The organism is Nocardia sp. NPDC060249 (assembly GCF_042728755.1).
Taxonomy (GTDB): domain Bacteria; phylum Actinomycetota; class Actinomycetes; order Mycobacteriales; family Mycobacteriaceae; genus Nocardia.
The window spans coordinates 216,983-243,427 of record NZ_JBHXAQ010000002.1 but is presented as its reverse complement, the minus strand read 5'-3'; the positions used below and the strand labels follow the sequence as shown (position 1 = coordinate 243,427).

The 26,445-nt window shown below is 68.3% G+C and carries 25 protein-coding genes and 1 riboswitch; of the genes, 17 read left to right on the top strand and 8 right to left on the bottom strand.

The features are described 5' to 3' along the window. Window positions 1-136: 136 nt before the first annotated feature. Window positions 137-330, top strand: a riboswitch (cobalamin riboswitch). A gap of 104 nt (window positions 331-434) precedes the next feature. The 6 genes from ACFWFP_RS08705 to ACFWFP_RS08680 are packed head-to-tail and all read left to right on the top strand — an operon-like array spanning window position 435 to window position 5,525. Beyond that, window positions 435-1,397: an ABC transporter substrate-binding protein gene (locus ACFWFP_RS08705; RefSeq protein ID WP_379294109.1), complete on the top strand. Its 963-nt coding sequence runs from the start codon at window positions 435-437 to the stop codon at window positions 1,395-1,397. Then, a complete protein-coding gene (locus ACFWFP_RS08700) occupies window positions 1,394-2,392 on the top strand; it encodes a FecCD family ABC transporter permease (protein ID WP_379294108.1) in 999 nt (332 codons plus the stop codon). Before ACFWFP_RS08705 ends, ACFWFP_RS08700 begins: the two co-directional genes overlap by 4 nt. Continuing rightward, entirely contained in the window at window positions 2,389-3,456 is a 1,068-nt protein-coding gene (locus ACFWFP_RS08695; RefSeq protein WP_379294107.1) for a FecCD family ABC transporter permease, read from the top strand. Before ACFWFP_RS08700 ends, ACFWFP_RS08695 begins: the two co-directional genes overlap by 4 nt. Continuing rightward, entirely contained in the window at window positions 3,453-4,241 is a 789-nt protein-coding gene (locus ACFWFP_RS08690; protein ID WP_364400003.1) for an ABC transporter ATP-binding protein, read from the top strand. The genes ACFWFP_RS08695 and ACFWFP_RS08690 overlap by 4 nt, the downstream gene beginning before the upstream one ends. Continuing rightward, window positions 4,238-4,873 carry a (2Fe-2S) ferredoxin domain-containing protein gene (locus tag ACFWFP_RS08685; RefSeq protein WP_379294106.1) on the top strand — a complete coding sequence of 212 codons (636 nt, stop codon included), beginning with the start codon at window positions 4,238-4,240 and terminating at the stop codon, window positions 4,871-4,873. Before ACFWFP_RS08690 ends, ACFWFP_RS08685 begins: the two co-directional genes overlap by 4 nt. A 58-nt stretch (window positions 4,874-4,931) precedes the next feature. Further along, window positions 4,932-5,525 (top strand): hypothetical protein, encoded by a 594-nt coding sequence (locus ACFWFP_RS08680; RefSeq protein ID WP_379294105.1) that lies wholly within the window; start codon window positions 4,932-4,934, stop codon window positions 5,523-5,525. A 46-nt stretch (window positions 5,526-5,571) separates the two neighbouring features. On the opposite strand, the gene ACFWFP_RS08675 is transcribed toward ACFWFP_RS08680, so the two are convergent. From ACFWFP_RS08675 to cysD, 5 genes are read right to left on the bottom strand one after another with little or no spacing between them, the layout of a single operon-like run. Further along, the gene (locus tag ACFWFP_RS08675; RefSeq protein ID WP_379294103.1) at window positions 5,572-6,705 is read right to left on the bottom strand and encodes a sulfotransferase family protein; all 1,134 of its coding nucleotides are present in this window, start codon (window positions 6,703-6,705) and stop codon (window positions 5,572-5,574) included. A gap of 13 nt (window positions 6,706-6,718) precedes the next feature. Continuing rightward, window positions 6,719-7,504, bottom strand: a complete 786-nt coding sequence (locus tag ACFWFP_RS08670; RefSeq protein ID WP_379294102.1) for an SDR family oxidoreductase — start codon at window positions 7,502-7,504, stop codon at window positions 6,719-6,721. Continuing rightward, a complete protein-coding gene (locus ACFWFP_RS08665; RefSeq protein WP_379294101.1) occupies window positions 7,501-8,718 on the bottom strand; it encodes a hypothetical protein in 1,218 nt (405 codons plus the stop codon). Before ACFWFP_RS08665 ends, ACFWFP_RS08670 begins: the two co-directional genes overlap by 4 nt. Beyond that, window positions 8,715-10,583 carry an adenylyl-sulfate kinase gene (cysC, locus tag ACFWFP_RS08660; RefSeq protein ID WP_379294100.1) on the bottom strand — a complete coding sequence of 623 codons (1,869 nt, stop codon included), beginning with the start codon at window positions 10,581-10,583 and terminating at the stop codon, window positions 8,715-8,717. The genes ACFWFP_RS08665 and cysC overlap by 4 nt, the downstream gene beginning before the upstream one ends. Continuing rightward, complete coding sequence (gene cysD, locus ACFWFP_RS08655; RefSeq protein ID WP_379294099.1) at window positions 10,583-11,488, bottom strand: sulfate adenylyltransferase subunit CysD; 906 nt, start codon at window positions 11,486-11,488, stop codon at window positions 10,583-10,585. The genes cysC and cysD overlap by 1 nt, the downstream gene beginning before the upstream one ends. Window positions 11,489-11,574: 86 nt before the next feature. On the opposite strand from cysD, the gene ACFWFP_RS08650 reads away from it, so the two are divergent. The 6 genes from ACFWFP_RS08650 (at window position 11,575) to ACFWFP_RS08625 (ending at window position 18,408) form a co-directional block, all read left to right on the top strand. Continuing rightward, window positions 11,575-12,504: an IclR family transcriptional regulator gene (locus ACFWFP_RS08650; protein WP_379294098.1), complete on the top strand. Its 930-nt coding sequence runs from the start codon at window positions 11,575-11,577 to the stop codon at window positions 12,502-12,504. A gap of 151 nt (window positions 12,505-12,655) precedes the next feature. Beyond that, window positions 12,656-13,987, top strand: coding sequence for a hypothetical protein (locus tag ACFWFP_RS08645; protein ID WP_379294097.1), 1,332 nt, complete (start codon window positions 12,656-12,658; stop codon window positions 13,985-13,987). 42 nt (window positions 13,988-14,029) lie between these two features. Then, on the top strand, window positions 14,030-14,695 hold the full coding sequence (locus ACFWFP_RS08640; protein WP_379294096.1) for a GntR family transcriptional regulator: 666 nt from the start codon (window positions 14,030-14,032) through the stop codon (window positions 14,693-14,695). A 57-nt stretch (window positions 14,696-14,752) separates the two neighbouring features. Next, window positions 14,753-16,138, top strand: a complete 1,386-nt coding sequence (locus ACFWFP_RS08635) for an allophanate hydrolase (protein WP_379294095.1) — start codon at window positions 14,753-14,755, stop codon at window positions 16,136-16,138. Beyond that, window positions 16,135-16,818, top strand: a complete 684-nt coding sequence (locus ACFWFP_RS08630; protein ID WP_379294094.1) for a cysteine hydrolase family protein — start codon at window positions 16,135-16,137, stop codon at window positions 16,816-16,818. The genes ACFWFP_RS08635 and ACFWFP_RS08630 overlap by 4 nt, the downstream gene beginning before the upstream one ends. A gap of 15 nt (window positions 16,819-16,833) precedes the next feature. Further along, a complete protein-coding gene (locus ACFWFP_RS08625) occupies window positions 16,834-18,408 on the top strand; it encodes a regulator (RefSeq protein ID WP_379294093.1) in 1,575 nt (524 codons plus the stop codon). Between the two features lie 33 nt (window positions 18,409-18,441). On the opposite strand, the gene ACFWFP_RS08620 is transcribed toward ACFWFP_RS08625, so the two are convergent. Further along, window positions 18,442-19,290 (bottom strand): SDR family oxidoreductase, encoded by an 849-nt coding sequence (locus ACFWFP_RS08620; protein ID WP_379294092.1) that lies wholly within the window; start codon window positions 19,288-19,290, stop codon window positions 18,442-18,444. 108 nt (window positions 19,291-19,398) lie between these two features. Between ACFWFP_RS08620 and ACFWFP_RS08615 the strand changes: the two genes are divergently transcribed. Beyond that, window positions 19,399-20,280, top strand: coding sequence for a DUF5995 family protein (locus ACFWFP_RS08615; RefSeq protein ID WP_379294090.1), 882 nt, complete (start codon window positions 19,399-19,401; stop codon window positions 20,278-20,280). 41 nt (window positions 20,281-20,321) lie between these two features. On the opposite strand, the gene ACFWFP_RS08610 is transcribed toward ACFWFP_RS08615, so the two are convergent. Both ACFWFP_RS08610 and ACFWFP_RS08605 read right to left on the bottom strand, forming a co-directional pair. Further along, on the bottom strand, window positions 20,322-21,257 hold the full coding sequence (locus tag ACFWFP_RS08610; RefSeq protein ID WP_379294089.1) for an NAD-dependent epimerase/dehydratase family protein: 936 nt from the start codon (window positions 21,255-21,257) through the stop codon (window positions 20,322-20,324). A gap of 100 nt (window positions 21,258-21,357) precedes the next feature. Next, window positions 21,358-23,085 carry a GMC oxidoreductase gene (locus ACFWFP_RS08605; protein WP_379294088.1) on the bottom strand — a complete coding sequence of 576 codons (1,728 nt, stop codon included), beginning with the start codon at window positions 23,083-23,085 and terminating at the stop codon, window positions 21,358-21,360. A gap of 99 nt (window positions 23,086-23,184) precedes the next feature. Here ACFWFP_RS08605 and ACFWFP_RS08600 point away from each other — a divergent pair, with 99 nt between their 5' ends. The 4 genes from ACFWFP_RS08600 (at window position 23,185) to ACFWFP_RS08585 (ending at window position 26,444) form a co-directional block, all read left to right on the top strand. Next, a complete protein-coding gene (locus ACFWFP_RS08600; protein ID WP_379294087.1) occupies window positions 23,185-23,898 on the top strand; it encodes a MerR family transcriptional regulator in 714 nt (237 codons plus the stop codon). A gap of 7 nt (window positions 23,899-23,905) precedes the next feature. Next, window positions 23,906-24,646 carry a TetR/AcrR family transcriptional regulator gene (locus ACFWFP_RS08595; protein WP_379294086.1) on the top strand — a complete coding sequence of 247 codons (741 nt, stop codon included), beginning with the start codon at window positions 23,906-23,908 and terminating at the stop codon, window positions 24,644-24,646. 84 nt (window positions 24,647-24,730) lie between these two features. After that, a complete protein-coding gene (locus tag ACFWFP_RS08590; RefSeq protein WP_379294085.1) occupies window positions 24,731-25,324 on the top strand; it encodes a hypothetical protein in 594 nt (197 codons plus the stop codon). 121 nt (window positions 25,325-25,445) lie between these two features. Next, a complete protein-coding gene (locus ACFWFP_RS08585) occupies window positions 25,446-26,444 on the top strand; it encodes a diiron oxygenase (protein WP_379294084.1) in 999 nt (332 codons plus the stop codon). The last annotated feature ends 1 nt before the right edge of the window (window position 26,445 follow it).

The window sequence follows — 26,445 nt, the reverse complement described above, 5'->3', positions numbered from 1 at the left end:
CGAAGTGCTCGGCCGATAGCTGAATCTTCGCGACGTAACCGTCGAGCCCGGTGGGACCGAGCTGGGAGTCGGCTGTGGATCGGACCCGGCGCCGCGCTCGAGCACCGGCGCCGACTCCTCGATAGAACCGGCGTTGCTACAGTTCACCAGCCGTGGTGTTCGGGAAACCGGTGGAGAACCGGTGCGGCCCTCGCCACTGTGATCGGGAGTTGTGAATCGATCCGGACGACGTCTGTCATCCGGAGCCACTGGGGCACCTGCCCTGGGAAGGTGGATTCACCGCGCAGTATCCCGTCAGCCAGGAGACCGGCCACGGCTACGCAGTACCCCCGTTCCACGAGGACCTGGAAGGCCGTCTCTTGACCCGCTCTGTTTTCGCGCGCCTACGTTCTGGCGCGTTGCTCGCCTGCACGATTGTTGTCACCGGTTGTGGTGTGCAACCCGTCTCCGACGCGGATGGCGCCGCTGTTGTCACCCGCGTGAACTGTGGGATCGACGTCGGCGTCGCCGGCCCACCGCAGCGGATCTACGCGGCCTACCAGCCGTCGATCGAGATCGCGCACGCGCTCGGTGTCACCGACCGGCTGGTCGGCACCGCATTCCTGGACTCCGCCGTGCTCACGGAATACGTCGACGCGCAGGCGCGCGCACCGTACGTCGAGAAGCTGCCCAGCCGCGACGAACTGCTGGCCCAGCGACCCGACTTCGTCATGTCGGGTTTCAACGGGGTGTTCGCCTCCTCGGCGCAGAACAGCGTCGGCACCAGGGCGAGCCTGCACGAGTTGGGTGTGCGCACCTGGGTGCTGAGTCCGCTGTGCCCGAGCGCCGACGGACTCGCCGATGAGGCGATCGACCCCGATACGGTGCGCTTCGACAACGTGTACGCCGACCTGCGCGACCTCGGTGCCCTGTGGGGCGCCTCCGAGCGCGCCGAAGAAGTTGTCACGCAGCTGAGTTCGCGCATCGAGGCGGTCCGGGCGAAGGTCGGCAACGCGGCGAAGCCGCGGGTCGCGGTCGTCACTCCCAAAGACGACGGCTCCTACACTGTGGCAGGCGGCATCGACTTCATCACCCAGATCATCGAGGCCGCCGGTGGAGTGAATGCTTTCGCCGATCTCACCGCGAAGCGCAACGTGCCCGTCGGCGCGGAAGAGCTCATCGCCCGTGACCCCGACATCATCCTGACCAGCCTGTGCTGCAAGGCGACCTATACGCGCGCCGACGCTCAGCCCCAAGTCGACAAGATCGTCGGCAACCCGGCGTTCGCGAATCTGGCGGCCGTGCGGAACGCGACGGTGCACCCGTTCCTGTTCGCCGACCGGGCGGCGGGGGTGCGGATCGCGCACTCGACCGAACTGGTCGCCGCGTTGATCCATCCCGAGCTGTTCCGGCGGTGACGCGCACCGCCCGCGGCGCCGGTCCGATCCTGGCCGGCGCCGCGCTGGTGGCTGTCTGCGTCGCGTCCATCCTGATCGGTTCGCACCCGCTCACCCTCGACCAGGCCGTGGTCGCGTTCACCGATTTCCAGGGGACCGACACCGACCGGGTCGTGCGCTACATCAGACTGCCCAGAACGGTCGCGGGACTGCTCGCCGGTGCCGCGTTGGCGCTGGCGGGCGCGGTGATGCAAGGGCTCACTCGCAACCCGCTGGCCGGCCCCGGCCTGCTCGGCGTCAACGCCGGCGCGTCGCTGGCGATCGTGATCGCGATGGGTGCGCTCGGCCTCACGGCGACGGGCGGATTCATCTGGTTCGGCTTCCTCGGTGCCGCGATCGCCGCCGCGTTCGTCTACACGCTGGGCTCGTTGGGGTTCGGTGGCGCGACCCCGGTGAAACTGGCACTTGCGGGCGCTGCCTGCACCGCGCTGTGTGGGTCGATCACCACGGCGATCACCCTGCTCGACCGGGCCCTGTTCGACAATTTCCGGTTCTGGGTGGTCGGCTCGTTGGCTCGCGCCGATATCGAGTCCGTGTGGCAGACAGCACCGTTCATCGCGGTGGGGTTGGTACTGGCGGTCGTGGTGGCCCGGCCGCTGAACGCCGTCGCGATCGGTGACGACATGGCACGCACGCTCGGGACCCGGTTGGTCGCGACGCGCGCTACCGGTGCCGTGAGTGTGGTGCTGCTCGCGGGCTCGGCGGTGGCCATCGCCGGACCGATCGCCTTCATCGGCTTGGTGATCCCGCACATCGCCCGATTCTTCGCCGGACACGACTACCGGTGGATTCTGCTCTGGTGTGTGCTCCTGGGCCCGACGCTGCTGTTGGTGGCCGACATTCTCGGACGGATGCTGGCGCGGCCACAGGAAATCCAGGTCGGCATCATCACCGCCTTCGCGGGCTCGCCGTTCTTTCTCTATCTCGTGCGGAATCGAAAGGTGGCCACCCTGTGACGGGCACCGAGCGCGGCGTGCTGCCCAGCGGGACGCTGTTGCTGCGAACACCCGACCGGCGCATCGTCTTTCGGGTCGGGAAACGAGCCGCGGTCGTGACCGTGCTGATCACGGCGGCCGCGCTGGTGGTGGCGGCGTGGTCACTCACCATCGGGTACTACCCGCTCACGGTCGCCGACGTGGTGCGGGTCCTCGGTGGCGGCGGCACGCTCATCGAGTACGACGTGGTGGTGGCCGATCGGTTGCCGCGCGTGCTCACCGGGCTGTGTGTCGGCGCGGCCTTCGCGATATCGGGGGCGATCCTGCAACGGATCGCGACCAATCCGCTGGTGAGTCCCGAGATCATCGGGATCAACGCGGGCGCCTCGCTGGGCGCGTTGGTGGTGAGCGTGTTGCTCGGTGGCGCCGGACTGGGATTGGTGGGCGGTGCGGTGATCGGCGCCGCGGTGGCCATGGCGCTGATCGTGGCCGTGGCCACCAAGGACGGGCTCGACGGCTATCGGCTCGTGCTCGTCGGCATCGGCGTCACGACGATGCTGTCCTCGGCTATCGCGTTCATCCTGACCATCGCCGACAACTATCAGGCGCACACGGCTGCCATGTGGCTCACGGGCAGCTTGGCCAATCGCCAGTGGAGCCACGTCGGGTTCGCCGCGGCGGCGCTGGTGGTGGTCGTGCCCACGCTGATCGTTCTCGCTCGCTCGTTGCCGCTGCTGGAAATGGGTGACGAACTGGCGAATTCGCTGGCCGGTCGGCGCGGCCCGCACCGCATCGCGCTGATCGTCGTCGCGGCCGCCGCCGCGACCCTGGCGACGGCCGCGGCCGGGCCGATCAGTTTCGTCGCCTTGGTGGCGCCGCAGATCGCGCGCCGGCTGCTGGCCGGACGCAGTGCCGGGCTCGTGCCCGCGGCTGTCACCGGGGCACTGCTGGTGGTCGCCGCCGACCTGGCCGCCCGGCGGCTGTTCCCGGCGGAACTTCCTGTCGGGGTGGTGACCGCCATTCTCGGCGCTCCCGTTCTCGTCTACCTCCTCGCCCGTGCAACCCGGATCGGACACGCTGGATGACCGCACACCTGACCACCGAGGGGCTCACCCTCGGCTACGGCGACACCGCGATCGTCACCGACGCCACCGTCGACTTCCCGACCGGTGCGATCACCGTCATCGTCGGCCGCAACGGCTGCGGCAAATCGACCCTGCTGCGTGGCCTGGCCCGGCTGATCGCGCCGACCGCGGGCGCGGTCCTGCTCGACGGCGCCGATATCGCACCGCAGCCCGCGCGCACCGTCGCCCGCCGGCTCGGCATGTTGCCGCAACAACCCGTCGCTCCCGACAGCATCACCGTGGGTGAACTCGTCGGCCGCGGCCGTCATCCGCACCAACGCTGGTTTCGTCAATGGTCGGCACAGGACGGTGAGGCGGTGCGAAAAGCGCTGGTGGCCACCGACACTCTCGAGTTGATCGACCGATCGGTGGATCAACTCTCCGGCGGTCAGAAACAACGGGTGTGGATCGCGCTCGCGTTGGCGCAGGACCCCGAGGTGATGCTGCTCGACGAACCGACGACCTTCCTCGACCTGGCACACCAACTCGACGTGCTCGACGTCCTGCGAAACCTGTTGCCGCGCACCATCATCGTGGTCCTGCACGACCTCAACCTCGCCGCCCGCTACGCCGACCATCTCGTCGCCGTCCAGGACGGCCGCGTGGTCGCTCAAGGGTCGCCCGCCGAGATCGTGCGTCCCGAGCTGGTGTCGGAAGTCTTCGGCATCGACTGCACGGTGATCGAAGACCCGATGACGGGCACACCGCTGGTGATTCCGGCCCCGCGAACGGTGCGCACCGCATGACCCGCCGGTACGTCCTCGTCGCCCGCCCGACTCCGTCGGGCGTCGACCTCCCCGCCGTCGCGGCCCTGGCCGCGGCCTGCGGAGTCGGCTACGCGCTACTCGACCAAGAAGAGCCGACCATCCACACCGCCCTGGACGCCGCCGCCCGCGACGAATCGCCGGTCACGCTGATCCCGCTCGCCGTGCCACGCGACCGCTACCTCGAGACCTGGATCGCGCGAGCGGTAGCGAATTGGAAGGAGACGCGCGGGATCGACCTCGACGTGCGAATCACCGACGGCATCGACACCGCCGCCGGATTCGCCGATCTGGTGCGTTCCAGGATGTCCGAGGACGGCGCACCGGCGACGGCGAGCCCGCGGGCCTTCCGCAGCCCGGCCTGGTCCGAAATCCCCGACCACACCTCCCACATCCTGGTCTGTCGAGGCCCCCGCTGCACCGTGTACGGCGCGGGCGAGCTGCACCGGACTCTGCGCCACGACCACCCGGGCGCCCTGATCACCCCGACCGGCTGCCTCAACCCGTGCAATCTGGGCCCGCTCTACATCACCTACCCGGACGGCGAATGGCATACCAACGGCATCCGTGCGGGCGGGTGCATCGGCGCCGCGCGCGATAGCCTGACGGAATGATCGAGGACGGACCGACCACGATCCACCCCGCCCGGGCCGCACCGCAGCAGGTCCTCGCATGCTGATCGAGAAGCAGCGCTGGGCCGGGATCCGCAGCGGGGCGGTGACGGTGCTCTTTCGCCGGTGGCGTCACCGGCAGGCCACCGAGGGCAAGGTCTACCGCACCGGTGCGGGGCGCATCGCCGTCGACCAGCTGTCGACGGTCACCGCCGATCAGATCCGCATCGAGGACGCGCGCGCCGCAGGCTATGACGCGCCCGCCGACGTGGTCGCCGATCTCAGGGGTGCCGAGAACGACCCGATCTATCTGCTCCGGATCCGCTGTCTCACCGACGAGGATCCGCGCGATGTGCTGGCCGCCGACGACCGGATCGACGATGCCACGGCTCTGACGGCCCGCCTCGCACGCATGGACCGGACCGATGCCGAGGGCCCGTGGACCCACGACACCCTCCGAATCATCCAGCGGCGTCCCGCGACCCGGGCCCCCGATCTGGCCGAGGAACTCGGGCGCGACCCGCACCGCTTCAAACTCAACGTGCGCAAGCTGAAGAACCTCGGCCTGACCATCAGCCTGGGCACCGGCTACCGGATCTCACCCCGCGGCCTGGCCTTGCTGGCGGCCCTGGATTCGGCGCAGACAGGGGAGTGAACGTCGGCGCTGCCCGCACGGCTGAACCGTGCGGGCAGGGGAGACGTCAGCGTTGGAAACGTTCGGCGACCATCTCCTCGGACAACCCGTAGTCGGCGAGGGAATAGTGGTGGGTGGCTTTGCGGTCGCCCGTGCGGCTTTCGTGATCGAGTGTGGTGATGGCTGTTCTGGCCTCGGGGGTCAGGGTGGTGCCGGTTCGGGTGTAGATGCGGTCGACCACGCCGAGAGGGTCGGTGCGCAGGTCGTCGAAGTCGATGTCGATGAAGGTGGCCTCGGGATGGCGGGTGCGGGCGGCGGTGAACTCGGAGAGGCCACGCGCCCAGAGGTCGAGCTGGGTGCGGCCGATGGTCTCGCCGGTGAAGACCGTCGACCAGCCTCGGGTGGCGTGTTCGTTGAGGCTGCAGACCGACGGGATGATGGTGGCGGGGTCACGATGGGTCTGGATGACGATGGCATCGGGATAGGTCGCCAACAGGGCGTCCATGCAGAACAGATGGCTGGGATTCTTGAGCACCCAGCGACGGGTGTCGTTCATGCCGATCAGCTGCAGGTTGCGGCGGTGCCGTGCGTAGGCCGGCGTCCAATCCTGACCTGACAGCCATTGCGCGTAGCCCGGTACATAGGCCAGGCATTCGTAGGAATGCGACATGCCCGACTGACGCAGTAGCTGCCAGCATTCCTCCACGTCGGAGGCGCTCATGTAGTGCAGGCCCATGAACTCGGGGTTCTGCACCTGATGCTGTCGCAGGCCCGCGTCGATCTGCTGGTAGGCGGGATTGTCGTCCCAGGTCTCGCGCGGTGGTCGCGGCTGCGGGAAGTCGGTCAGCCACATCTGCAGCCCCTGGTTGGCCGGATCGGCGGCCAGCAGCCGGTGCAGCGCGGTGGTGCCGGTCCGGGGCAGGCCGGTGACGAAAATCGGCCGGGTGACCGGTGTTTCGACATAGCCGGGATTCGCCGCCCACGCCGCTTCGCTCAGCGCACGGGCGACCAGCGTTCCCCGCAGGAAGAAGCGCGACATCTTGGAGCCGAGCTCGGTGAGCCCGGCCTCGTCGCGATACGAGTCGAGCAGCACCTGCAACGCCTCGGTGTAGTCGTCGGCCCCGAAATCGGTGAGACCGGTGAGTTTGGTGGCTGAGGCGTGCAGGTCGGCCACGGTGCCGACATCGGTGCGCACAGTCATCTTGTACAAGCTCCTAGTTGTGGTATTCGCCGCAGTTGACGTCGAGGGTCTGACCGGTGATCGCCGACGACCAGTCGGAGGCGAGAAACACGACGGCACGGGCGATTTCGTCGGGTTCGGGCAACCGCTTCAGATCGGATTTCGACGCGGTCTGCTCGTAGACCTGCTCGACGGTGATGCCGTACTTCTCGGCGACCTGACCGAAATACCACTTCAGCTGATCGGTCCAGATGTAGCCGGGCAGCACGCTGTTGACCCGCACGCCCTTGCCGCCGAGTTCGGTGGCCAAGGTCTGCGACATGGCCAGCAGCGCGGCCTTGGTGAGTTTGTAGCTGCCATAGCGCGGCTCGGAATGGCGCACGACCATCGAATTGATCATCACCACAGCGCCTTTGGCCTCGGCGAGCGCTGGCGCGAACCCCTGCGTCATCCGCAGACCGCCGAGCACCGTCATATCCAGGCTCGACCGGATGTGGTCGAAATCGGTGCGGTCGAGGGGCTTCATCGAGGGCACCGAGAACGCGTTGTTCACGAGCGCGTCGACCCGGCCGAAGGTGTCGACCGTACGTGCGACGAGATTCTGTACCGCGGCCTCGTCGGTGATGTCGGTGGGCACGCTCAACGTGGCGCCCCCGGCGGCCTCGATCTCGGCGGCGACCTCGAGCAGGCGGGATTCGGTGCGGGCCGCGAGCACGACCGTCGCTCCTGCCGCGGCCGCCTCCAGACAGATCGACCGGCCCAGTCCCGGACCGACGCCGGAAACGACGACGACTTTGCCGTCCAACAGTGCCCCGCTCATCCGAGCATCCTTTCGCCGAAGGCCCGCTGCCGGGCCGAGATCCGGTCGCGCCAGCCCGCGGCGTCGATCCGGTTGTGTTCGAAGTGCGGAAGGTGTTGTGCGACTGCGTCGATCGGCACGACCTCGACCGCCGGGCCATCGGCCTCGGTCATCGGCCGATCGGTGCGCTGCCACCGGAACTGCAGAATGCCGCGGGTGCGACCGGTCGTCTCGATCCAGTTCGCGATGCCCGGGTCCTGCTTGCTCACCACCATCCGGATCAGACCATCCGAATCCACCTGGGCCTGAGCGTGATTGAGGCTGGTCTGGTGGTTGACGTAGTCCAGCGAGATGTACCAGAGACTGCCCAGTTGAAAGCCCTGATACGGCGCATCGGATTTCGGGACGGTGATCACCAGTGCCTGATCGTCGGCCAGATCGAAATGGCCCACGGAGGAATACTGGGTGCTCAGTCCACCGGGTGTGAGCCGGGGCGCGGTGAGGGTGTTCACCGGCAGATCGAGGTAGAACCACTTCGGGAAGTTGAACCAGGTGTGCACGCGGGTGAGCAGCATCTTCGCCGCCGCGCCGTACCGTTTGCGCAGCCGGGCCAGGTCCGGTTCGACCGGTGCGGTGCCGATGGTGTCGACGCGCTCGATCCGGATCGAGCCCTTGCGCTCGGTCCAGTCGCTGTAGACCTCGCGCACGGCCAGCATGGACGCGCCTTCCCCGAGCGGGAAGTAGTCCGGCCCGGCATCGGCTTTCGGCGGTCCGAAGCGAAGCGAGAAGCTGCCGTCGGCGGCGATCGGAACGCGCCGGTCGTCGAAAGCGTCGGCGCCGCCGGGCACGTCGGTCGCGGTGTAGTCACCCTTGAGGACCTGGAAACTCAGGTCGACGGTGCTGCCGCGCACCCCGCTCACCAGGTACTCGGCGGTCGGCTCGATCGTGGCGTGATAGTAGAGCGTGTCCGGGTTGTCCAACCCCATTTTGGCGTACGGGCCGGTCGAGGACACGAAGTAGGGATGCGACGTACCGTGGGCGCCCGACAGGCGCAGGCAGGCAGCGACGCTGGCGGCGAGATAGTCGTAGCCCTCGGCGAGGTCCTGATCGCTGCGGACGAATTCCGCTCCGGCGATCAGTGTTTCGGCCTGGGCCACCGCGGCGAGGAAGGGCGCGGTGAGCGGTTCCGGTGGCGCGCTGCTACCGGATTCGGTGGCGGTACTGGAGTGGGTCAACGGTCTGCGATTCCTAGCTCTCGGAGGATGTGGGCGGCGATCTCGGCAGGTGAGCCGAGTTCGGGAGTGATGACCAGGTCAGCATGGTCGGGTCGTTCGTAAGGGGAGCCGATTCCGGTGAAACCGGGCAGTTCGCCCGCACGGGCTTTCGCGTAGAGGCCCTTGGAGTCGCGGCGCTCGCACTCCGAGAGCGGGGTGTCGACGAAGATTTCGTGGAACGGCAGTTCGCGGTCGGCATGGGTGGTCCGGGCAGCGGCACGCTGCGCGGCGAACGGGCTGATCACCGACACGATCGCCACCGCGCCCGAATCAGCGAACAGAGCGGCGACTTCGGCGACGCGGCGAACGTTCTCGTCCCGGTCGGCGGGGGAGAAGCCCAGGCCCGCGTTGAGACCGTGCCGCAGATTGTCGCCGTCGAGCAGGTAGGCGGGACGCCCGGCCGCGACCAGTTGTCGCTCGAGTTCGACGGCCAGAGTGGACTTCCCCGACCCGGACAGGCCGGTCAACCACACCGTCGCGCCCGCTTGCCCGCGCTCGGAGCGACTGACCGCCGACCGATGCCAGACCACGGCCGGGGCCGCGCGTTCGCTGTCGCCGGTCGCGGTCCCGGATTCCCGGCCGGTCACCATTCCCGCGGCGACCGTTTGGTCGGTCACCGGATCGATCAGGATGAAGCTGCCCGTGCGCCGATTCTCCCGATACGGGTCCGACAGCAGCGGGTGGCGGCTGCGCAAACGGATGCGCGCGATGTCGTTGAGCGTCAACCTGGTGACATCTTCGACCCGGTGCAGGGTGTTCACGTCGAGTCGGTAGTCGATGGCCGTGACCTGCGCGGACGAGGTCTGCGCCGCGGTGCGCACCAAATACTGGGCACCCTCGCGCAACTGGGCGCTCTCGGAGAACCAGCACACCATCGCGTCCAGGTCGGTGCCGATGTGGGGACGGTTGCCCGGCCGGGCGAGCAGGTCCCCGCGACCGACATCGATGTCGTCGTCCAGCGTCAGCGAGACCGCCATGCCGGTGAACGCCTCGTCGACCTTCGTGCCACCCGGACCCCAGATCTCCTTGACACGGGAGGACCGCCCGGCGGGCAGCACCACCACTTCGTCGCCCGGCTTGAAGATGCCGCCCGCGATGGTGCCCGCGTAACTGCGGTGGTCGAGGCCTTCCTGCGCCCGGATGACGTACTGGATCGGCAGCCGGGCATCGATGAGGTTGCGGTCCGAGGCGATGTGCACGTCCTCGAGATGGCGCAGCAACGGCGGCCCCGGATACCAGTCCATGTGCGCCGAACCGTCGACCACGTTATCGCCGAGCAGCGCCGACACCGGCACGAAACTCAGATCGCCCACCGTCAATTTGGCGGCGAACGTGGCGAATTCGGTGCGGATCTCCTCGAAACGCTCCTGCGACCAGTCGACCAGGTCCATCTTGTTCACGCACACCACCAGGTGCGGAACGCCGAGCAGCGTCGCCAGGAACGCGTGCCTGCGGGTCTGCTCGGAAACGCCGGTGCGGGCGTCGACCAGGATCAACGCGAGGTCCGCGGTGGAGGCCCCGGTCACCATGTTGCGGGTGTACTGCACGTGCCCGGGGGTGTCGGCGATGACGAACTTGCGACGTGGTGTGGTCACGTAGCGGTAGGCGACGTCGATGGTGATGCCCTGCTCGCGTTCGGCGCGCAGACCATCGGTGACCAACGCGAGATCGGCCGCCGCGCCGCCGCGTTCGGTGCTGACCCGTTCGATAGCGGCGAGTTGATCGTCGAACAGGGCTTTGGAGTCGTAGAGCAGCCGGCCGATGAGGGTGGATTTGCCGTCGTCGACGCTGCCCGCGGTCGCCAGTCGTAACAGGTTGCGGCGCATCAGAAATAGCCCTCTCGCTTGCGGTCTTCCATGCCGGTCTCGGAGATCCGGTCGTCGGCCCGGGTGGCGCCGCGTTCGGTGAGCCGGGTGGCGGCGGTCTCGGCGATCACCTTCGCCGCGGTGTCGGCGGTGCTCTCGACGCAGCCGGTGCAGGTGGCGTCGCCGACCGTGCGGAATCGGACGGTCGCTTCGAACGTGTGCTCACCGGCCGCCGGCGTGATGAATCGGGTGGCCGACAACAGCATTCCGTCGCGTTCGATGACCTGACGCCGGTGCGCGTAGTACAGCGACGGCAGCTCGACGGCTTCGCGGTCGATGTACTCCCAGATGTCGAGTTCGGTCCAGTTCGACAGCGGGAACACCCGGATGTGTTCGCCGGGCTGATGGCGGCCGTTGTAGAGGTTCCACACCTCGGGCCGCTGTGCTCGCGGGTCCCATTCGCCGAAGCTGTTGCGGAAGCTGAACACTCGTTCCTTCGCGCGCGCCTTCTCCTCGTCACGGCGAGCGCCGCCGAACGCCGCGTCGAACCGGTGCTCACCGATCGCGCGCAGCAAGGTGGTGGTCTGCAAGGGGTTGCGGGTGCCGCCGGGGCGTTCCACCGCGCGACCCGCGTCGATGTCGTCCTGGACCCGGGCGATCTCGAGGCGCGCACCGGTGCGTTCGGCGGTGCGGTCGCGGAACTCGATCACCTCGTCGAAGTTGTGGCCGGTATCCACGTGCAGCAGCGGAAACGGCAGCGGCGCGGGCCAGAAGGCGCGTCGCGCCAGGTGCAGCAGCACCGCGGAATCCTTGCCGCCGGAAAAGAGCAGGGCCGGTCGCGCGAGCGTGGCCGCGACCTCCCGGAAGATGTGCACCGACTCGGCCTCCAAGGCCGCCAGATGCGATAACTCGTACCCCGCCTGCACTGTTCACCCACTTCGTTCGCGCAGTCGCCGGGAAACTTGCCCCGGCGGGTTGCAATGTCGAATATTCGACGCTATTGTTCGGTATTGTGACACCGACGATAAGCCGGGCCGAGCGTGCCGGTCAAGAGGTGACCCCGGATTCGATGGGCGATGCCGAGATTCCCGGCGCCGCGTCGCCGCCGACACAGCGCGTGGTGAAAGTGCTCGAGCTGCTGTCACGACATCCCACCGACCATCTGTCGCTGGCTCGGATCGTGCGCGAAGCGGGGCTGTCGCGCGCCACCGCGCACGCCGTCCTCGCCCAGCTCACCGCCGATGGCTGGACGGTGCGCGACAACGACGGCTGCTACGGCATCGGGCTGCGGCTGCTGACGGTGGCCAGGCGTGCCGAAGCGGCGTTCCCGCTGCGCCGCACCGCGGTGCCACACCTGCGAGACCTGTCCGAGCAGAGGGGTGTACCGGTGTTCCTCGCCGAGCGCGCCGGGGACAGCATCGTGGTCACCGAGGTGATCGGGCATCCATCGGCCGGCTGGATCCGTCCGGGCAGACGCCTGCCGCTCGCACCGCCCGTCTGCCGCGAATTCATCGCCTGGGCAACCGAACCCGTCCAGCAAGCCTGGCTCGCCACCGCCGATCCCGCGCACCGCGACCGCCTCGCCCGCGTACTCGCCGAGATCCGGACCCGCGGCTACTCCGTCGAACGACTGGTCGACGATTCGACACCGATGCTGGAAGTGCTGGCGGGCCTGCGTGATTCGCCGATCACGGCCGCGTTGCGCGCCCAACTCGGTTCCGTCATCACCGAGCTGATCACCATCGACTACCTTCCCGACGAACTCGGCCCCGAGAACGCCGTCGTCACGCTGTCCGCCCCGATCCGCGACCGCACCGGTGCGGTCGTCGCCGCGGTCGTGAGCTGCCCCGATAGTCGGTTGTCTGCCCAGGCCGTGAGCGAGCTCGGCGCGGCGACAGTGAGCGCCGCCGATCGAATCACCGCAGGCGGGTCGGGGGACTGACCCCGCGGTCGCGCTCCCGCCGGACCGAACGCCACGTGAACACTCGATTCGAGTTCTCGGCGGCGACGGTTCGCCATTACTCTGAGAGGGGATCTGACCGGATACGACCCGCTCGACGGTCGTGGAGGCAGATGGCGAGGAAGGACGGGCCGTGGCAAACGACAGTGATCGGTGGTGGGAGGCGCCCGGAATGTCAGGCCCCACCCCTGACCCCGCCGCACAAGCCCCCGCCGACCCCACCATCCTGCGCTCGCCCGGCAACTCGGCCGAGCAGTCGGCCCCCCGACCGCAAGACGGCCCGCAGCCGGGACCGAATCACCCCGGGAGCGGACAGCACCCGATCGCGCCGCCCACCGTGTTCGGGCAGTCGTTCGCTCCACCGGGAACGGGCGAGCAGCCGTACGGGCAGCAACACGGGACCGGGCAGCAGTGGCAGCAGCCCGGAGCGGGACAGCCGGGAAGCGGGCAGCATCCGTTCGCGCCGCCGACCGTGGTCGGACAGCCGTGGACCGGGCAGCAGACCTATGGGCAGCCACCCGGGGCGAGCCAGGATCCGTATGCTGCCCAGCCAGGTAGCGGGCAGCCCGCGTATGGGCAGCAATCCGGAGCGAATCACCCGTATGCGGCGCAGTCCGGTGGTGGGCAGCCCTACGCATCCCAGCCCGGGATCGGCCAGCCGCCGTACGGGTCGGGGCAGTTCCCCCCACAGCCGGGTTACGGCCAGCAGCCTTACGGGTATGCGCCTGCGCCCCAGCAATATTCGCCGCCGCCGCGGCGCGGTGGTGGTTCGGGTGTGATCATCGCGGTGATAGCGGTGGTCGTCGTGCTGGTGATCGGGGTCGCCGTCGCTGTCGGGATCGCCGCCAGCTCCTCGGACGAGTCCGCCACCGCGGCGAGCACGTCCGCCACCACGACGAAATCGGGACCCCTGTCGGGCACCAGTACCGCACCGCTCGCGCCGGGCTCGAAGGGCGTGCTCATCGCCGGCTATCGCGTCGCCTACGACGTGCCGACGGCGTGGACGGTCCACTCCGAGAGCGACACCATGTCGTTCTCCAACGCGACCGGCGCGATCGACGGTCGCGGCCAGGCGACCGAGGGAGCCGACTACTGCCCCGGCTCGGTGTATCGCGCCATGGCCGCGGTGACCTCCACGACCGAGACCGAACTGGGGGCTGCCGCCAAGAGCGTCGCGAAAATAGCGGCGGCAGGCGGGTATTCGGATCCGACCGGCGGAAAGATCAGCGCGCCGACGTCGCTGAAGACCCAGAGCGGAATCAGCGGCCAATTCGTCGAGACCTCGGGCCCGTGGACCCCACAGGTCCCGGGTTGTACCGCGAATGCCTACTCCGTCTACACCTTCGGCTTCCGCAACGCCATCAATACCACCCTCGTCCTGACCATCCTCGTCGACCGCGGTACCTCCGGCGAACTCACCGCCGATCAGGCCAAGAAGATGATCGACAGCCTGCGCCTGGTCTAGCGGCAACGGCGCCGCCCGGGTCGCTGTTCGTAGACTCGACTCATGACGGCAGCCGCATCGAAGTCGACCGACCTCCCGGCGAGTCTGGTGGAGATGACCGCTGAGCACGTGCGCGCGCAGGTCCTCAGCGGTGCGTTGGCGCCGGGGGAGCGGGTAGGCGAGGAAGCCCTGTGCGCACGGCTCGGCATCAGCCGCGCGCCGGTGCGGGAGGCGCTGCGGCGCCTGGCCGAGCAGGGTCTCGTCGAGCATCTGCCGCGGCGTGGGTACCGGGTGGTGGTGTGGTCGGCGCGCGACATCGTCCAGCTGTTCGAGGTGCGGCGGGCGCTGGAACAGCACGCGTTGACCGCCGCGCTCCCGAGCGCGGACCTGCGGCTGGGGCGGGTGCGCGCGGCACTCGCGGAACTGACCGCGGCGGACCGGCGCAAGGACTGGGTCGCCCGTGACGACGCACACCGGCGCTTCCACGTCGAAATCGTTGCGCTGGCGGGCAATCGGCAGCTGGACCTCGTGTACGAACAGATCCTGGTGAAGTTGCAGCTCGCGATGGCACGCAATCTGCGCGAAGAAACCGAGGTGGGCGCCCGTCGCGAAGGTGTGCGCCGGCATCAGGACCTGCTCGCCGCTCTGGAGACCAACGACCCGCTCCGGGCAGAGACCGCGCTACGCAGGCACGGCGAGCAAACATACTTGAAACTCGGTATCTGCTAACACATCCGATACAGAGCGATCTCCCTGTCGTCACACTTTCTGTCGACAATCGACAACATGACAGGCTCTACGGTCGCGGAAATCCTCGCCCAGCACCAGGGCGGCAACGGCTCCCCGACCAGAACCGCGGCACGAGTGGCCGACGCGATCGCCGCACGCGGCGACGACGGCACCTGGATCACCCCGGTGCCTCGTGACGAATTGCTCGCTGCCGCGGCGGCTGTCGAAAGGATGCCGGGCGCGCGGACGCTGCCGCTGTACGGCGTTCCCTTCGGGGTGAAGGACAGCATCGACGTTGCCGGCTATCCGACAACGCTGGCCTGCCCCGACTACGCCTACCTCGCGACCCGTACCGCGCCCGCCGTGCAGCGCCTGCTCGACGCGGGCGCGCTGTTCGTCGGCAAGACCAATCTCGACCAGTTCGCCACCGGTCTCAACGGCACCCGAACTCCGTATCCGGTGCCGCGCAGCGTCTTCGGCGGCGATCTGATCTGCGGCGGTTCGAGTTCGGGATCGGCGCTCGCCGTCGCACTCGGCCAGGTGCCGTTCTGCGTGGCCACCGATACAGCGGGTTCGGGTCGCGTACCCGCCGCACTCAACGGCATCGTCGGCTGGAAACCGTCGCGCGGCCTGATCAGCACCGTCGGGCTCGTGCCCGCCTGCAAGTCACTGGACTGCCTCACCCTGATGGCGACCACCGTCGAGGACCTGGATCTGGTCGCCGAGGTGATCATGGCGGTCGATCACGAGGATCCGTGGGCCCGCGCCAGGGGAGCGCGATTTCCTGGTGGCCCGATCCGGCTCGGCCTGCCCGCACCGCAGGAGCTCGAGTTCTTCGGCGACGACGCCATGCGCGCGGCACACCTCGGTGCGCGAGACAGGTTGCCGGGTAGGGGATTCAGCTGCGTCGACACGACACTCGCACCCTTCCTCGCGGCGGGCGCGCTGCTCTACCAAGGTCCGTGGGTCGCGGAACGTCTGGTCGAATTCGAGGAGTTCCTGACCGATCGGCCCGACTCGATCCTGCCCGTGATCCGGGAAATCCTGGACAGTGGACGGCAATTCAGCGCCGTGGACGTGTTCCGCGCGCAACAGCGGTTGCAGGAACTGCGCGCTGAGGTCGCCCGGATATGGGACGAGGTCGACGCGGTGGTGGTGCCGACCATCGGCACCACCTTCACTGTCACCGAGGTGCTGGCCGACCCCATCGCGACCAACACCGTGCTCGGCCATTACACCCACTTCGGCAATCTCCTCGACCTGACCGCGATCGCGGTCCCCGGCGGCACCACCCGCGACGGCAGGCCGGTCTCGCTCATGGTGTTCGGCCCGGCACTCGCCGACGACCTCGTTCTCGCCGCCGCCGCACGGCTGCTGGACGAACCGCGCACCACGGCACTGCCCCACCACCTCGGCCCGGTATTTCTCCAGGAGCGACGATGACCGAAATCCCCGCCACCCCGAGCCCGTTCACCTTCGATCCCACCACGACCGCGCTCGTCGTCATCGACATGCAGCGAGACTTCCTGCTCCCCGGCGGCTTCGGTGAAAGCCTCGGCAACGACGTGGCGCTGTTGCGCACGGTCATCGAACCTCTCACCGGTGTGCTCGCCTCGGCCAGGGCCGCGGGCATCACGGTGATCCACACCCGAGAGGGCCACCTGCCGGACCTGTCCGATTGCCCACCGTCGAAACTTCGGCGCGGCAACCCCTCGCAGCGCATCGGTGATCCGGGGCGATTCGGGCGCATCCTGATCCGCGGTGAGTACGGCCACGACATCATCGACGAACTGGCGCCGCTCGACGGCGAGACCGTCATCGACAAGCCGGGCAAGGGCGCGTTCTATGCGACCGAACTGGCCTCTGTGCTGCAACAGCATTCGATCACCACCCTGCTCGTCGCCGGCGTCACCACCGAGGTCTGCGTCCACACCACCGTCCGCGAGGCCAATGACCGCGGCTACGAATGCCTCGTGGTCGCGGACTGCGTCGGCTCCTATTTCCCGGAATTCCAGCGCGTCGGACTGGCGATGATCGCGGCTCAGGGCGCGATCTTCGGCTGGGTCGCCGGCTCCGCGGATGTCATCGCCGCACTCGGCACCACCGCCCCCGTCACGGCCTAGCGAACAGGACCCACCATGTCCGTCGACACCTCGAAAACAGCAGTCACACCGGAACGACCTGCGCCACCGGCACTTCCGTGGTGGACCAGGGGAGATACCAACGCCTTCTTCGGTTTGGCGTTCAACATCCTGGTCAACGTCCTCACCCTGACCACACTCACCATCGCGGTGGTGAAGATTCCCAGCACCGATGTGCTCGGCACGGTGCTGCCCGCCCTCGGCGTCGCGCTCGTGCTGGGCAACTTGTACTACATGGTGCTGGCGAGACGCCTGGCCCGCCGCGAAGGACGCGCCGATGTCACCGCACTGCCCTACGGGCCGAGCGTTCCGCACATGTTCATCGTCGTGTTCGTGGTGATGCTGCCGATCTACCTGGCCACCGGGGATCCCCTGCAGGCGTGGGCAGCCGGGCTGGCCTGGGCGTTCATGATCGGCGTGATCGTGATGATCGGCGCCTTCGTCGGTCCCTACATCCGCAAGGTCACCCCGCGTGCCGCGATGCTCGGCACCCTGGCCGGCATCTCGATCACCTTCATCGCCATGCGCCCCGCCGCGCAGATGTGGGAGGTGGCCTGGATCGGACTGCCGGTGCTGGCCATCATCCTGATCGGTTTCTTCACCGACATCAAGCTGCCGGGCAACATCCCGGTCGGACTGGTCGCGCTGCTGGTCGGCACGGCGATCGGCTGGATCGGTGGGTACATGTCGGCACCCGATGTCGCCCAGGCCGCGCACGACATCGCGCTCGGGCTGCCCGACCTGCGCCTCGGCCTTCTCTTCGACGGCCTCGGCAACCTCGCTCCGCTGCTGGCCACCGCCATCCCGCTGGGCATCTACAACTTCACCGAAGCCATGAGCAACGTGGAAAGCGCCGCCGCCGCGGGCGACAACTACAACCTGCGCAGCGTGCTGCTGGCCGACGGTTTCGGTGCGGTGATCGGTGCGGGCTTCGGTTCACCCTTCCCACCCGCCGTCTACATCGGTCACCCGGGATGGAAGGACGCGGGCGGGCGCACCGGCTATTCCCTCGCCAGCGGCCTGACCATCGGCATCATGTGCCTGCTGGGGCTTTTCGGCATCCTCGCGACGCTGCTGCCCATCCCGGCGATCGTCCCGATCCTGCTCTACATCGGCCTGCTGATCGGCGCGCAAGCATTCCAGGCGGTGCCGAGGATCCACGCGGTGGCGGTCGTGGCCGCGCTGCTGCCCAACCTGGCGGAGTGGGCCGTCACCCAGATCGACAACGCGCTGTCCGCGGCGGGGACGTCGGCGGCGAAGGTCGGCTCGGACGCGCTCGGTCAGGCGGGCGTGGTCTATGACGGGCTGAAAGTGTTCGGGTCCGGTGCGGTGCTGGCCGGGCTGGTGCTCGGCGCGATCGTCACGTTCATCCTGGACAAGCGTTTCCGCGCGGCGGGAGTGGCGGCGATCATCGGCGCCGGGTTGAGCTGGATCGGGCTCATTCACGCGCACGCGGTCGAATGGGCCGCCGCGTCCGGTGTGGCGCTCGGTTACTTGTTCTTCGCGCTCGTCTGCCTGGCGTACTCGCTGCTGCCTGCGGCGACGCCCGCCGCCGAGGAGTCCATCGCTTGAGCCCGGTCGACCCCTACTCGCCGGAGCCGGGGGTCAGGAGTTCTTCGGCAGTGTCGTGAGGAAATCGCGGAAGTCGGTGGCCGGGTGGCCGGTCAGGTGCGGGACCGCATCGGTGACGTGCGCGAGGTCGCCCTGGGCGATCGCGGTGTAGGTGCTGACCCAGCCGTCGACTTCCCACTTCGGCGCGTCGTACTTCGCGCGAGAGGCGTAAGCCTCGTCGACAGACTGCTCGACGTAGCGGAACGGCCGGCCGAGAACTTCGGTCATGTCGGCGGTGGCAGTGGTCAGGCTGAAGGCTCGCGGGCCGGTGAGGTCGAAGGTCCTGCCGTGGTACGCGTCCGAATCGAGCACCGCCGCAGCGCAATCGGCGACATCGGCACGGGTGACCGCGGCGACTTTGCCGTCACCGGCCGGGCCTTCGATCACTCCGTCGGCATCGGCGAAATGCGGGATGATGTCCTGGTACTGGTTGTCGCGCAGGAAGGTGAACGTGAGACCGGAGGCGCGGATGGCCTGTTCGGTGTACCAGTGGTCACGGCCGAACGTGAACGTGGCATCCGGTGCGGCCCCGACGAACGACAGATACACGATCCGTTGCACCCCCGCGTCCTTCGCGGCGTTCACCACCGCGGTCTGCTGGGCTGCGCGGTCGGCGCTCTCGGTGGCGGAGACGAAGAAGAAGGTCTGCACGCCGTCGAGTGCGGCCGCCACCGTGGTGGGATCGCCGAAGTCGATGGTGGCCGTGGTAGCTCCGTCGATGGGCGTGATGTGGTCGACGTGGCGTCCCAGCAGTCGCAGGCGGGCGCTCGAGGACGCGAGCAGACGGGCAACGCGGCCGCCGATATGTCCGCTGGCCCCTGAAATCGCAATCGTCTCCGGCATCGGTCCAGGCTATGGGCACGTAGCGGCACGGTGGTCCGACACGCCCATCCGGTACGTCGACGCGCGCGTCGATGCGCGAATCACGCCGAGAGATGGTGGAATCGGCGCGTGCGCGTATCGAGTGCAATAGCCGCCTGTGTCGCCGTCGCGGCGCTGATTCTGCCCGCGGGCCCGGCTGCGGGCGCGGTCGGGGACACGGCCTGCGGGTCCACCCTGTCCCGGACCGACATCGACGAGATCGTGCGGTTGTCGGACACCTCGGCGATCTCCGGCGCCGACAGCCTGGACCGGCTCGAGGACGCGGTGGCCCGCCATCATCGGATCACCGAGATCCTCGTCGAGCATCGCGACCTGCGCGGACTGTTCGCGATCGGGCTCGACGGCGTCGAATACGCCGCAGTGATGCCGATGCAGCGTGACCCGGCGGCGTTCGCGAACCGCGAGTACGCGCACGCGATCAGCTCGGAACTGCTGCGCCGATTCCTCGACAATCTGCACGCCGAATTCACCGGCGGCATCGCGGAACCGCAATGGGCACACTATTTCTCCCTCGCCCGCGACTGCGAGGCATCGCGCGCCCGCACCGCTATGGCCGGCTACAACGCACACCTTACCGTGGACCTGACCTACTCAGTGGCCGCCGTGGGCAGCAGGCCCGAGAACGCGCCGGACTACTTCAAGATCGTGGCCGGCATCGCCTCGGTCGGTGACGTGATCATCGACCGCACCAAGGCGGCCTACGGCGCGGACCTGGGCCCGCTGTGGCGGTTCTATTTCGTCGGTGCGGGATTGGACCAACTGTTCGGCGCCGGCGTCGCCACCGAACAGATGCTCATCGCCGCCGACCTCGGCGCGAACACGGTGATCTTCACCAACGGCCTTGCCCTGCAAGACCCCGCCCTGGCACCCGCCATCCGCTCCGAGATCACGGCGTTGTGGCAGGCCGCCGATCTGGCTTTCGAAGCACTGGCCCGTATCAACGCACTCTGACCATCTCCGCGAAGCCCGTTCGAACTACCTCGCCCCCGTTGTCAGTAGCGTTCGAACCGGATGCCGGCGGCGAGCGGGTCGTGAGCGATGTCGTCGAGTTCGAGAATCTGGTGGATCCAGGTCGGCGCGGAGACCGGATTGCGGATCAGCGCCCGAACCGTGATGGCGGCGACCACGGCTGTAGCCGGCGATTGTCCACGACCGCTCGCCGATCTGGTCGATCCGTCCGCGGCGCGGGCGAGCGCTACCCAGCGGTCACTGCTACCGGGCATATGAGCAGGCGCCAGCGATTGCAATGCGGGCGCCCAGGTGAGAGCGGCCAGACCGAGTGTGGCGAGGCGGGAGTCGAGACGGAGATAGGTGCGCACCGGAATGCCGAACTCGCGGGTGAGGCGGTGCTGATCGGCGAAATCGGCGCGCAGCGCGGGAAACGGCCGGTAGGCGGCGTCCGCGGGCGTCGAAAAGTGTTGCCGTCCGGTGAAATTGCGGACGCTCGTGCCGTCGGCGTCGGGAAAACGCCGGCCGAGGAGCTGGTAGGTCCAGGCGGTCGCGGCGGGGCCGTGGGTTTCGCCGGCGCCGAGGCCGACCATGATGTCGACCGGGCCGCGACGGTGCGTGAGCGCGTCGACGGCGAGCAGGGTGGTCAATCCGGGAGCCAGCCCGACGCCGAGCACCGCGGGGCCGTCGAGGTCTTCGAGTGCCTGGACATACGTCGACGTCGCGGAGATGTCGACGAAGACGATTCCGCGACCGGCACAGGACTGCGCCAACCGAACATCTTCCGCGCCCGCGCAATTCACGACGACGGTCGCCCCGGCCAAGGCCGCGTCGACGCCGGCGCTGTCGCGCAGGTCGACTACTCGATCCGCCCTGACGGGATCCCGCCCCGCCGTGTGTGTCTCGACTCCCTCGGCACGCAGCAATCGCACCAGGTGCGCGCCGACCGTTCCGTATCCGCCCAGAACCACTACCGACATCGAATCTCCCGTCCTCGGCACCGATGCTACGTGGCCGGGAAACGGAACGGCCCCGACCTCGCGGTGGGTAACCGCATGGCCGGGGCCGGATTTCGTCGAATCAGCCCGGGGTCTTCTCCGAGGTGCGGATCTCGACGATCGGCAGGACCAGGGCGGCGGGCGCGCCCGCGGGCACGACCGGCCGGTTCGGGCGGATCGGGGCGATCGTGGCGTAGCCCGCGCTCTGTTCGGGGCGGGTGTCGAGTTCGCCCTTGTTCGGCCAGTAGGCGGCCGCGCGCTCGGCCTGGGCGGTGATGGTGAGCGACGGGTTGACGCCGAGGTTGGCCGACACCGCCGCACCGTCGACGACGCTGAGCGTCGGATAGCCGTACACGCGGTGGTAGGCGTCGATCACGCCGTGCTCACGGTCGGCGCCGATCGCCGCGCCACCGAGGAAGTGCGCGGTCATCGGCACATTGAACACATCACCCCAGGTGCCACCGGCGACGCCGCCGATCTTCTCCGCGACCCGGCGGGTCACGTCGTTGCCCGCCGGGATCCATGTCGGGTTCGGTTGTCCGTGGCCCTGTTTGGAGGTCAGCTTGCGGCCACCGAACAGTCCGCGCTTGGTGTAGGTGGTGATCGAGTTGTCCAGGTGCTGCATGACCAGGGAGATGATCGTGCGCTCGCTCCAGTTCTTCACGCTCATGAAGCGCAGGAAGATCAGGGGGTTGGACAGGACGAGGCCGAGGAACCGCAGCCACCGCGGCACCCGCCCGCCACCGTCGACCATGAGCGTTTGCAGCATGCCCATCGAGTTCGAGCCCTTGCCGTAGCGCACCGGCTCGACGTGGGTGTCGGGGGTGGGGTGGATCGACGAGGTGATCGCGACGCCCTTGGTGAAGTCCTGGTCGGGCCCGAGCGTCTTGGTCGCGGCACCGACGATCGACTCGGAGTTGGTGCGGGTGAGCAGGCCGAGCTTGTCCGACAGGTTCGGCAACGCCCCTTCGTCACGCATCGCGTGCAGCAGTTTCTGCGTGCCGAGCGTGCCGGCCGCGAGCACGACATGCTTGGCCGTGAGGGTCTTGGGCGCCTTACGCACCCAGGCGCCGGTCCGCTCGGTGGCCACATCCCATGTGCCGTCGGGCAGCGGTCGCAGCGCCGACACCGTGGTCATCGGAATCACCTGCGCGCCGGCCTGTTCGGCGAGGTAGAGGTAGTTCTTCACCAGAGTGTTCTTGGCGCCGAACTTACAGCCGACCATGCAGTCACCACATTCCACGCAGCCGGTGCGCTCGGGACCGACACCACCGAAGTAGGGGTCGGCCTCGGTCTCACCCGGCGTCCCGAAGAACACCCCGACGGGTGTCTGCACGAACGTCTCGCCCACGCCCATGTCCTCGGCGACGGCTTTGAAGATCTCGTCGGCGGGCGTCATATGGGGATTCGTCACCACACCGAGCATCTTCTTCGCCTGCTCGTAATAGGGGGTGAGCTCGCTGCGCCAGTCGGTGATCTCGCGCCACTGCGGGTCCTGGAAGAACGGCTCCGGCGGCACGTAGAGAGTGTTGGCGTAGTTCAGCGAGCCACCGCCGACACCGGCGCCGCCCAGGATCAGGACGTCGCGCAGCGGGTGGATGCGCTGGATGCCGTAGCAGCCGAGCTTGGGTGCCCATACGAATTTGCGCAGGTCCCAGCTGGTTTTGGGCAGTTCGTCATCGGCGAAGCGGCGACCGGCTTCGATGACGCCGACCTTGTAGCCCTTCTCCACCAGCCGCAGTGCGGTGACACTGCCACCGAAGCCGGAGCCGACGATCAGAACGTCGAAATCGGTGGTGCGCTCGGGCATGGGGGAGCTCCTCGATCGGTGTCGACAGTGACGCGGGTAACGCTAATGGCGACAGCCAGAGCTGTCAACGTAGGCTCCGTGCCCACCTATGCTGGTCGGGTGGCCCGATATACCCGAGCGGAACTCGCCGACGTCAGCGGCGTGGCGTCGCGCACCATCCGCTATTACCACTCGCTCGGCGTGCTGCCGAAACCCGGCCGGGCGGGTAAGGAAGTCGTCTACACCGACGAGCACTTGGACCGGCTGCGCGACATCGTCGCCATGCAGGCGCGCGGACTGCGGCTGGACGCCATCCGCGAGGTGTTCGACACCGAGCCGCAGGCAGGCGACTGGCGCACGCTGTTCGATCCGCGCGCGGGACAGTCCATCGAACGCTCGACCTACCTCGACGATGCCGAGCTCGCCACGATGCTGGGCGAGCGTGGGACGGATGTGCTCACCGAACTCGCCTCGGCGGGATATCTGGAACGACGCGGCCACCGGTGGTTCGTCGCGGACCGCACGATGCTCAAAGCCGCGCTCGTCCTCTACGACGTGGGTATCGACGTCACGCTCAGCGGGGTCCTGCGGACACTGATCCAGTCGCGCATCGCCGATCTCGCCGACGAGGTGGTCGGCACGGTGCGCGACGCGACCGGCACCGGGTACGGCGGCGAAGGGGTGGGCGTGGACCTGAGCCGCTTCCGCGACCGATTGCTCGCGATGGCCTGGGCGGTCGGTGGCGCGACACTGGCCGCCGAGATCGAACGCGCCGCCGCCGAGGACGACACGGCCGGACGCCGGGATCCGGCCCGCGCCGCGAGTGGGCGATGATCGGACGATGAGCTCCGACCAGCCGGGTCCGCGCGCACTGGCCCGCGCGCAGACGATCGCCGACATCAAACGCATCGGCCGCGAGCATTTGGCGACGCAGGGGGCGGCGGCGTTGTCGTTGCGTGCGGTTGCTCGCGATCTGGGCGTGGTGTCCTCGGCGGTGTATCGGTATGTCCGCAGCCGCGACGAACTGCTGACCATGCTGGTGGTCGACGGCTACAACGCGCTGGGCGACGCCGTCGACGCGGCCCTGATCGACGCGCCCGACGACCCCGCGACCCGCTTCCGGCTCACTGCCCGAGCCGTGCGGGAATGGGCTATGGCCGAACCCGCCTGGTACGGACTGCTCTTCGGCACACCCGTGCCCGGCTACGCCGCACCGGCGGCCGACACCGAAGCGCCGGGCGTGCGCGTGATCGCGATTCTGCTCGGCATCGTCGACAGCGCCTACCGGCGAGGCCAGCTCGACGGCCCCGTGCCCGACCCCGCGATCTCCGCGCGTACGGCGGCCGATTTTGCCACGATTCGCGAGCAGTTCGGCCTTGCCGCTCCCGATCGGGTGATCGCGTCCGCCCTCACCGCGTGGACCACCCTCTTCGGCGCCGTGAACTTCGACGTGTTCGACATGTACGGGCGCGACACCTTCACCGACCGGGCGGAAATCTTCGACCTGAACATCGACCAGCTACTGCATCTGCTGGGCTTCGTCGTGCCGCGCCGGGATCATGAGGACCGGTCGGTACGGTAGCGAATTGAAGAGTTCCCGCGGTATGTGGGGAGAGGGAATGTGTGAACGGCGACATCGGCGTCGCCAACGAAGGAGAGTGCCCGAGTGAATTCTCGCGAGGAGATCTTGCGCCGAGTCCGTGACGGGCTGCTCGACCTGCCCGAGGACGAGCGCCGGGTACCCATGCGTCGATCCGGGGGCAGGCACGCGATCGTGGATCCGACCGAGCGGGCCGAGGTGCTGGAACGGTTCGTCGACCGGTTGCGCGAGCACGGTTCGCTGGTGCGCACCGTCGACATCGCCGGCTTGCCCGCCGCGGTCGCCGACGTCCTCTACGGCATGAGCGTGCAGACAGTGCTCGCCGCGGTCGAGCCCGGCCCGGCGTGGCTGGACCACTGGGCCAGTGCGCCGGGCCATCAGGTCGTGCACAGTGGCTCGGATGCGGTCGAGCCCGGCGACGCGGTGGTTCGCGATGCGGTGGCAGGCGACGCCTCGACCGGTTCGCTGGCCCTCGATGTCGATGGTGGGCCCGCCGTCTCCGAGTCCGTACCCCAGGTCTGTGTCGTGCGCGCCGATCGTGTTTTCGTGTCCCTGCCCGAAGCGCTGGACCATCTCGACCAACGTCGCCCGTTGATCTGGCTCGGCGGTCCCGGCGACGCCGAGCTGGCTCGCCAGCTGGTGGTGCTGCTCGTCGAATAGGCGGGGAGAAAACGTTATCGCGTCAGGGTTGTGTGGGACTTACGGTCTCAGTTATTCTCGGGTAGCGGTGTGACGGCGATAACAGTGCCGTGCGCGCCGGACGCGAACCGAGGAGGCACCGATGACGCTGACCGAATCGAGCCGTGGCGGACCCATCACCGAGGAGTACCGAGAGGCGCTGGCAACCCTGTCACAGGGGTCTGTCGACCGTCATTTCGATCCCTACCTCGACATCGACTGGGATTCACCCGAGCTCGCCCTTGACCCGAACGATGTGCGGTGGGTTCTCTCGCCGCGGATCGACCCACTCGGCGCCACGCAGTGGTATCGCGACCAACCGCTCGACCGGCGGATCGCGATCGGCAAGTGGCGGACCGCCAACGCGATCAAGGTCGGCGCCGCCTTCGAGAGCGTGCTGATCCGCGGAATGATGCAATACATCATGAAGCTGCCGAACGGTTCGCCCGAATTCCGGTACTGCTTGCACGAGATGACCGAAGAGTGCAACCACATCCAGATGTTCCAAGAGCTGGTCAACCGCATCGACGTCGACGTGCCCGGGATGCGCCCGCTGTTCCGGGCGCTGTCGCCGCTGATCGGCGTCGCCGGTGGCTACGCTCACACGATTCTGTTCATCGGCATCCTCGGCGGCGAGGAACCGATCGACCACTATCAGAAGGCCGTGATCCGCGAGGGCGCGTCGATGCCGCCGATGGTGTTGCGCACCATGGAGATCCATATCGCCGAGGAAGCGCGCCATATCTCCTTCGCTGGGGATTTCCTCACCGCGCACATCGGCCGGATGGGCAAGTTCAATCGTGGCGTCTGCTCGGTGGCGTTCCCGATCGCGATGCGCTGGCTGGCCGGCGAGATCATGGCGCCGCCGCGGTCGTTCGAGCGCGAGTTCGATATTCCGCGCGAGGTCATCGAGCAGGCGTTCTGGAAGTCGGAGCATTCCCAGCAGATCCTGTCGGGCTACTTCGGTGACATGCGCAAACTGGCCAACGACCTCGGTCTGATGAACCCGACCGCCAAGTGGCTGTGGCGCAAGTTCGGTATCGACGGGCCCGCGTCGCGCTACCGCAGCGAGCCCGAACGCAGCGCGCGTCGCGTCGCGTGAG

What these genes read in the sequence shown, in the direction of transcription:
- ACFWFP_RS08670 (WP_379294102.1), bottom strand. Translation starts at nt 7,504, where the DNA reads ATGAGCGGGGCACTGTTGGACGGCAAAGTCGTCGTCGTTTCCGGCGTC.
- ACFWFP_RS08680 (WP_379294105.1), top strand. Translation starts at nt 4,932, where the DNA reads ATGCTGATCGAGAAGCAGCGCTGGGCCGGGATCCGCAGCGGGGCGGTG.
- ACFWFP_RS08630 (WP_379294094.1), top strand. Translation starts at nt 16,135, where the DNA reads ATGACCGAAATCCCCGCCACCCCGAGCCCGTTCACCTTCGATCCCACC.
- ACFWFP_RS08610 (WP_379294089.1), bottom strand. Translation starts at nt 21,257, where the DNA reads ATGTCGGTAGTGGTTCTGGGCGGATACGGAACGGTCGGCGCGCACCTG.
- ACFWFP_RS08685 (WP_379294106.1), top strand. Translation starts at nt 4,238, where the DNA reads ATGACCCGCCGGTACGTCCTCGTCGCCCGCCCGACTCCGTCGGGCGTC.
- ACFWFP_RS08625 (WP_379294093.1), top strand. Translation starts at nt 16,834, where the DNA reads ATGTCCGTCGACACCTCGAAAACAGCAGTCACACCGGAACGACCTGCG.
- ACFWFP_RS08595 (WP_379294086.1), top strand. Translation starts at nt 23,906, where the DNA reads ATGAGCTCCGACCAGCCGGGTCCGCGCGCACTGGCCCGCGCGCAGACG.
- ACFWFP_RS08635 (WP_379294095.1), top strand. Translation starts at nt 14,753, where the DNA reads ATGACAGGCTCTACGGTCGCGGAAATCCTCGCCCAGCACCAGGGCGGC.
- ACFWFP_RS08605 (WP_379294088.1), bottom strand. Translation starts at nt 23,085, where the DNA reads ATGCCCGAGCGCACCACCGATTTCGACGTTCTGATCGTCGGCTCCGGC.
- ACFWFP_RS08640 (WP_379294096.1), top strand. Translation starts at nt 14,030, where the DNA reads ATGACGGCAGCCGCATCGAAGTCGACCGACCTCCCGGCGAGTCTGGTG.
- ACFWFP_RS08620 (WP_379294092.1), bottom strand. Translation starts at nt 19,290, where the DNA reads ATGCCGGAGACGATTGCGATTTCAGGGGCCAGCGGACATATCGGCGGC.
- cysC (WP_379294100.1), bottom strand. Translation starts at nt 10,583, where the DNA reads ATGCGCCGCAACCTGTTACGACTGGCGACCGCGGGCAGCGTCGACGAC.
- ACFWFP_RS08585 (WP_379294084.1), top strand. Translation starts at nt 25,446, where the DNA reads ATGACGCTGACCGAATCGAGCCGTGGCGGACCCATCACCGAGGAGTAC.
- ACFWFP_RS08690 (WP_364400003.1), top strand. Translation starts at nt 3,453, where the DNA reads ATGACCGCACACCTGACCACCGAGGGGCTCACCCTCGGCTACGGCGAC.
- ACFWFP_RS08675 (WP_379294103.1), bottom strand. Translation starts at nt 6,705, where the DNA reads ATGACTGTGCGCACCGATGTCGGCACCGTGGCCGACCTGCACGCCTCA.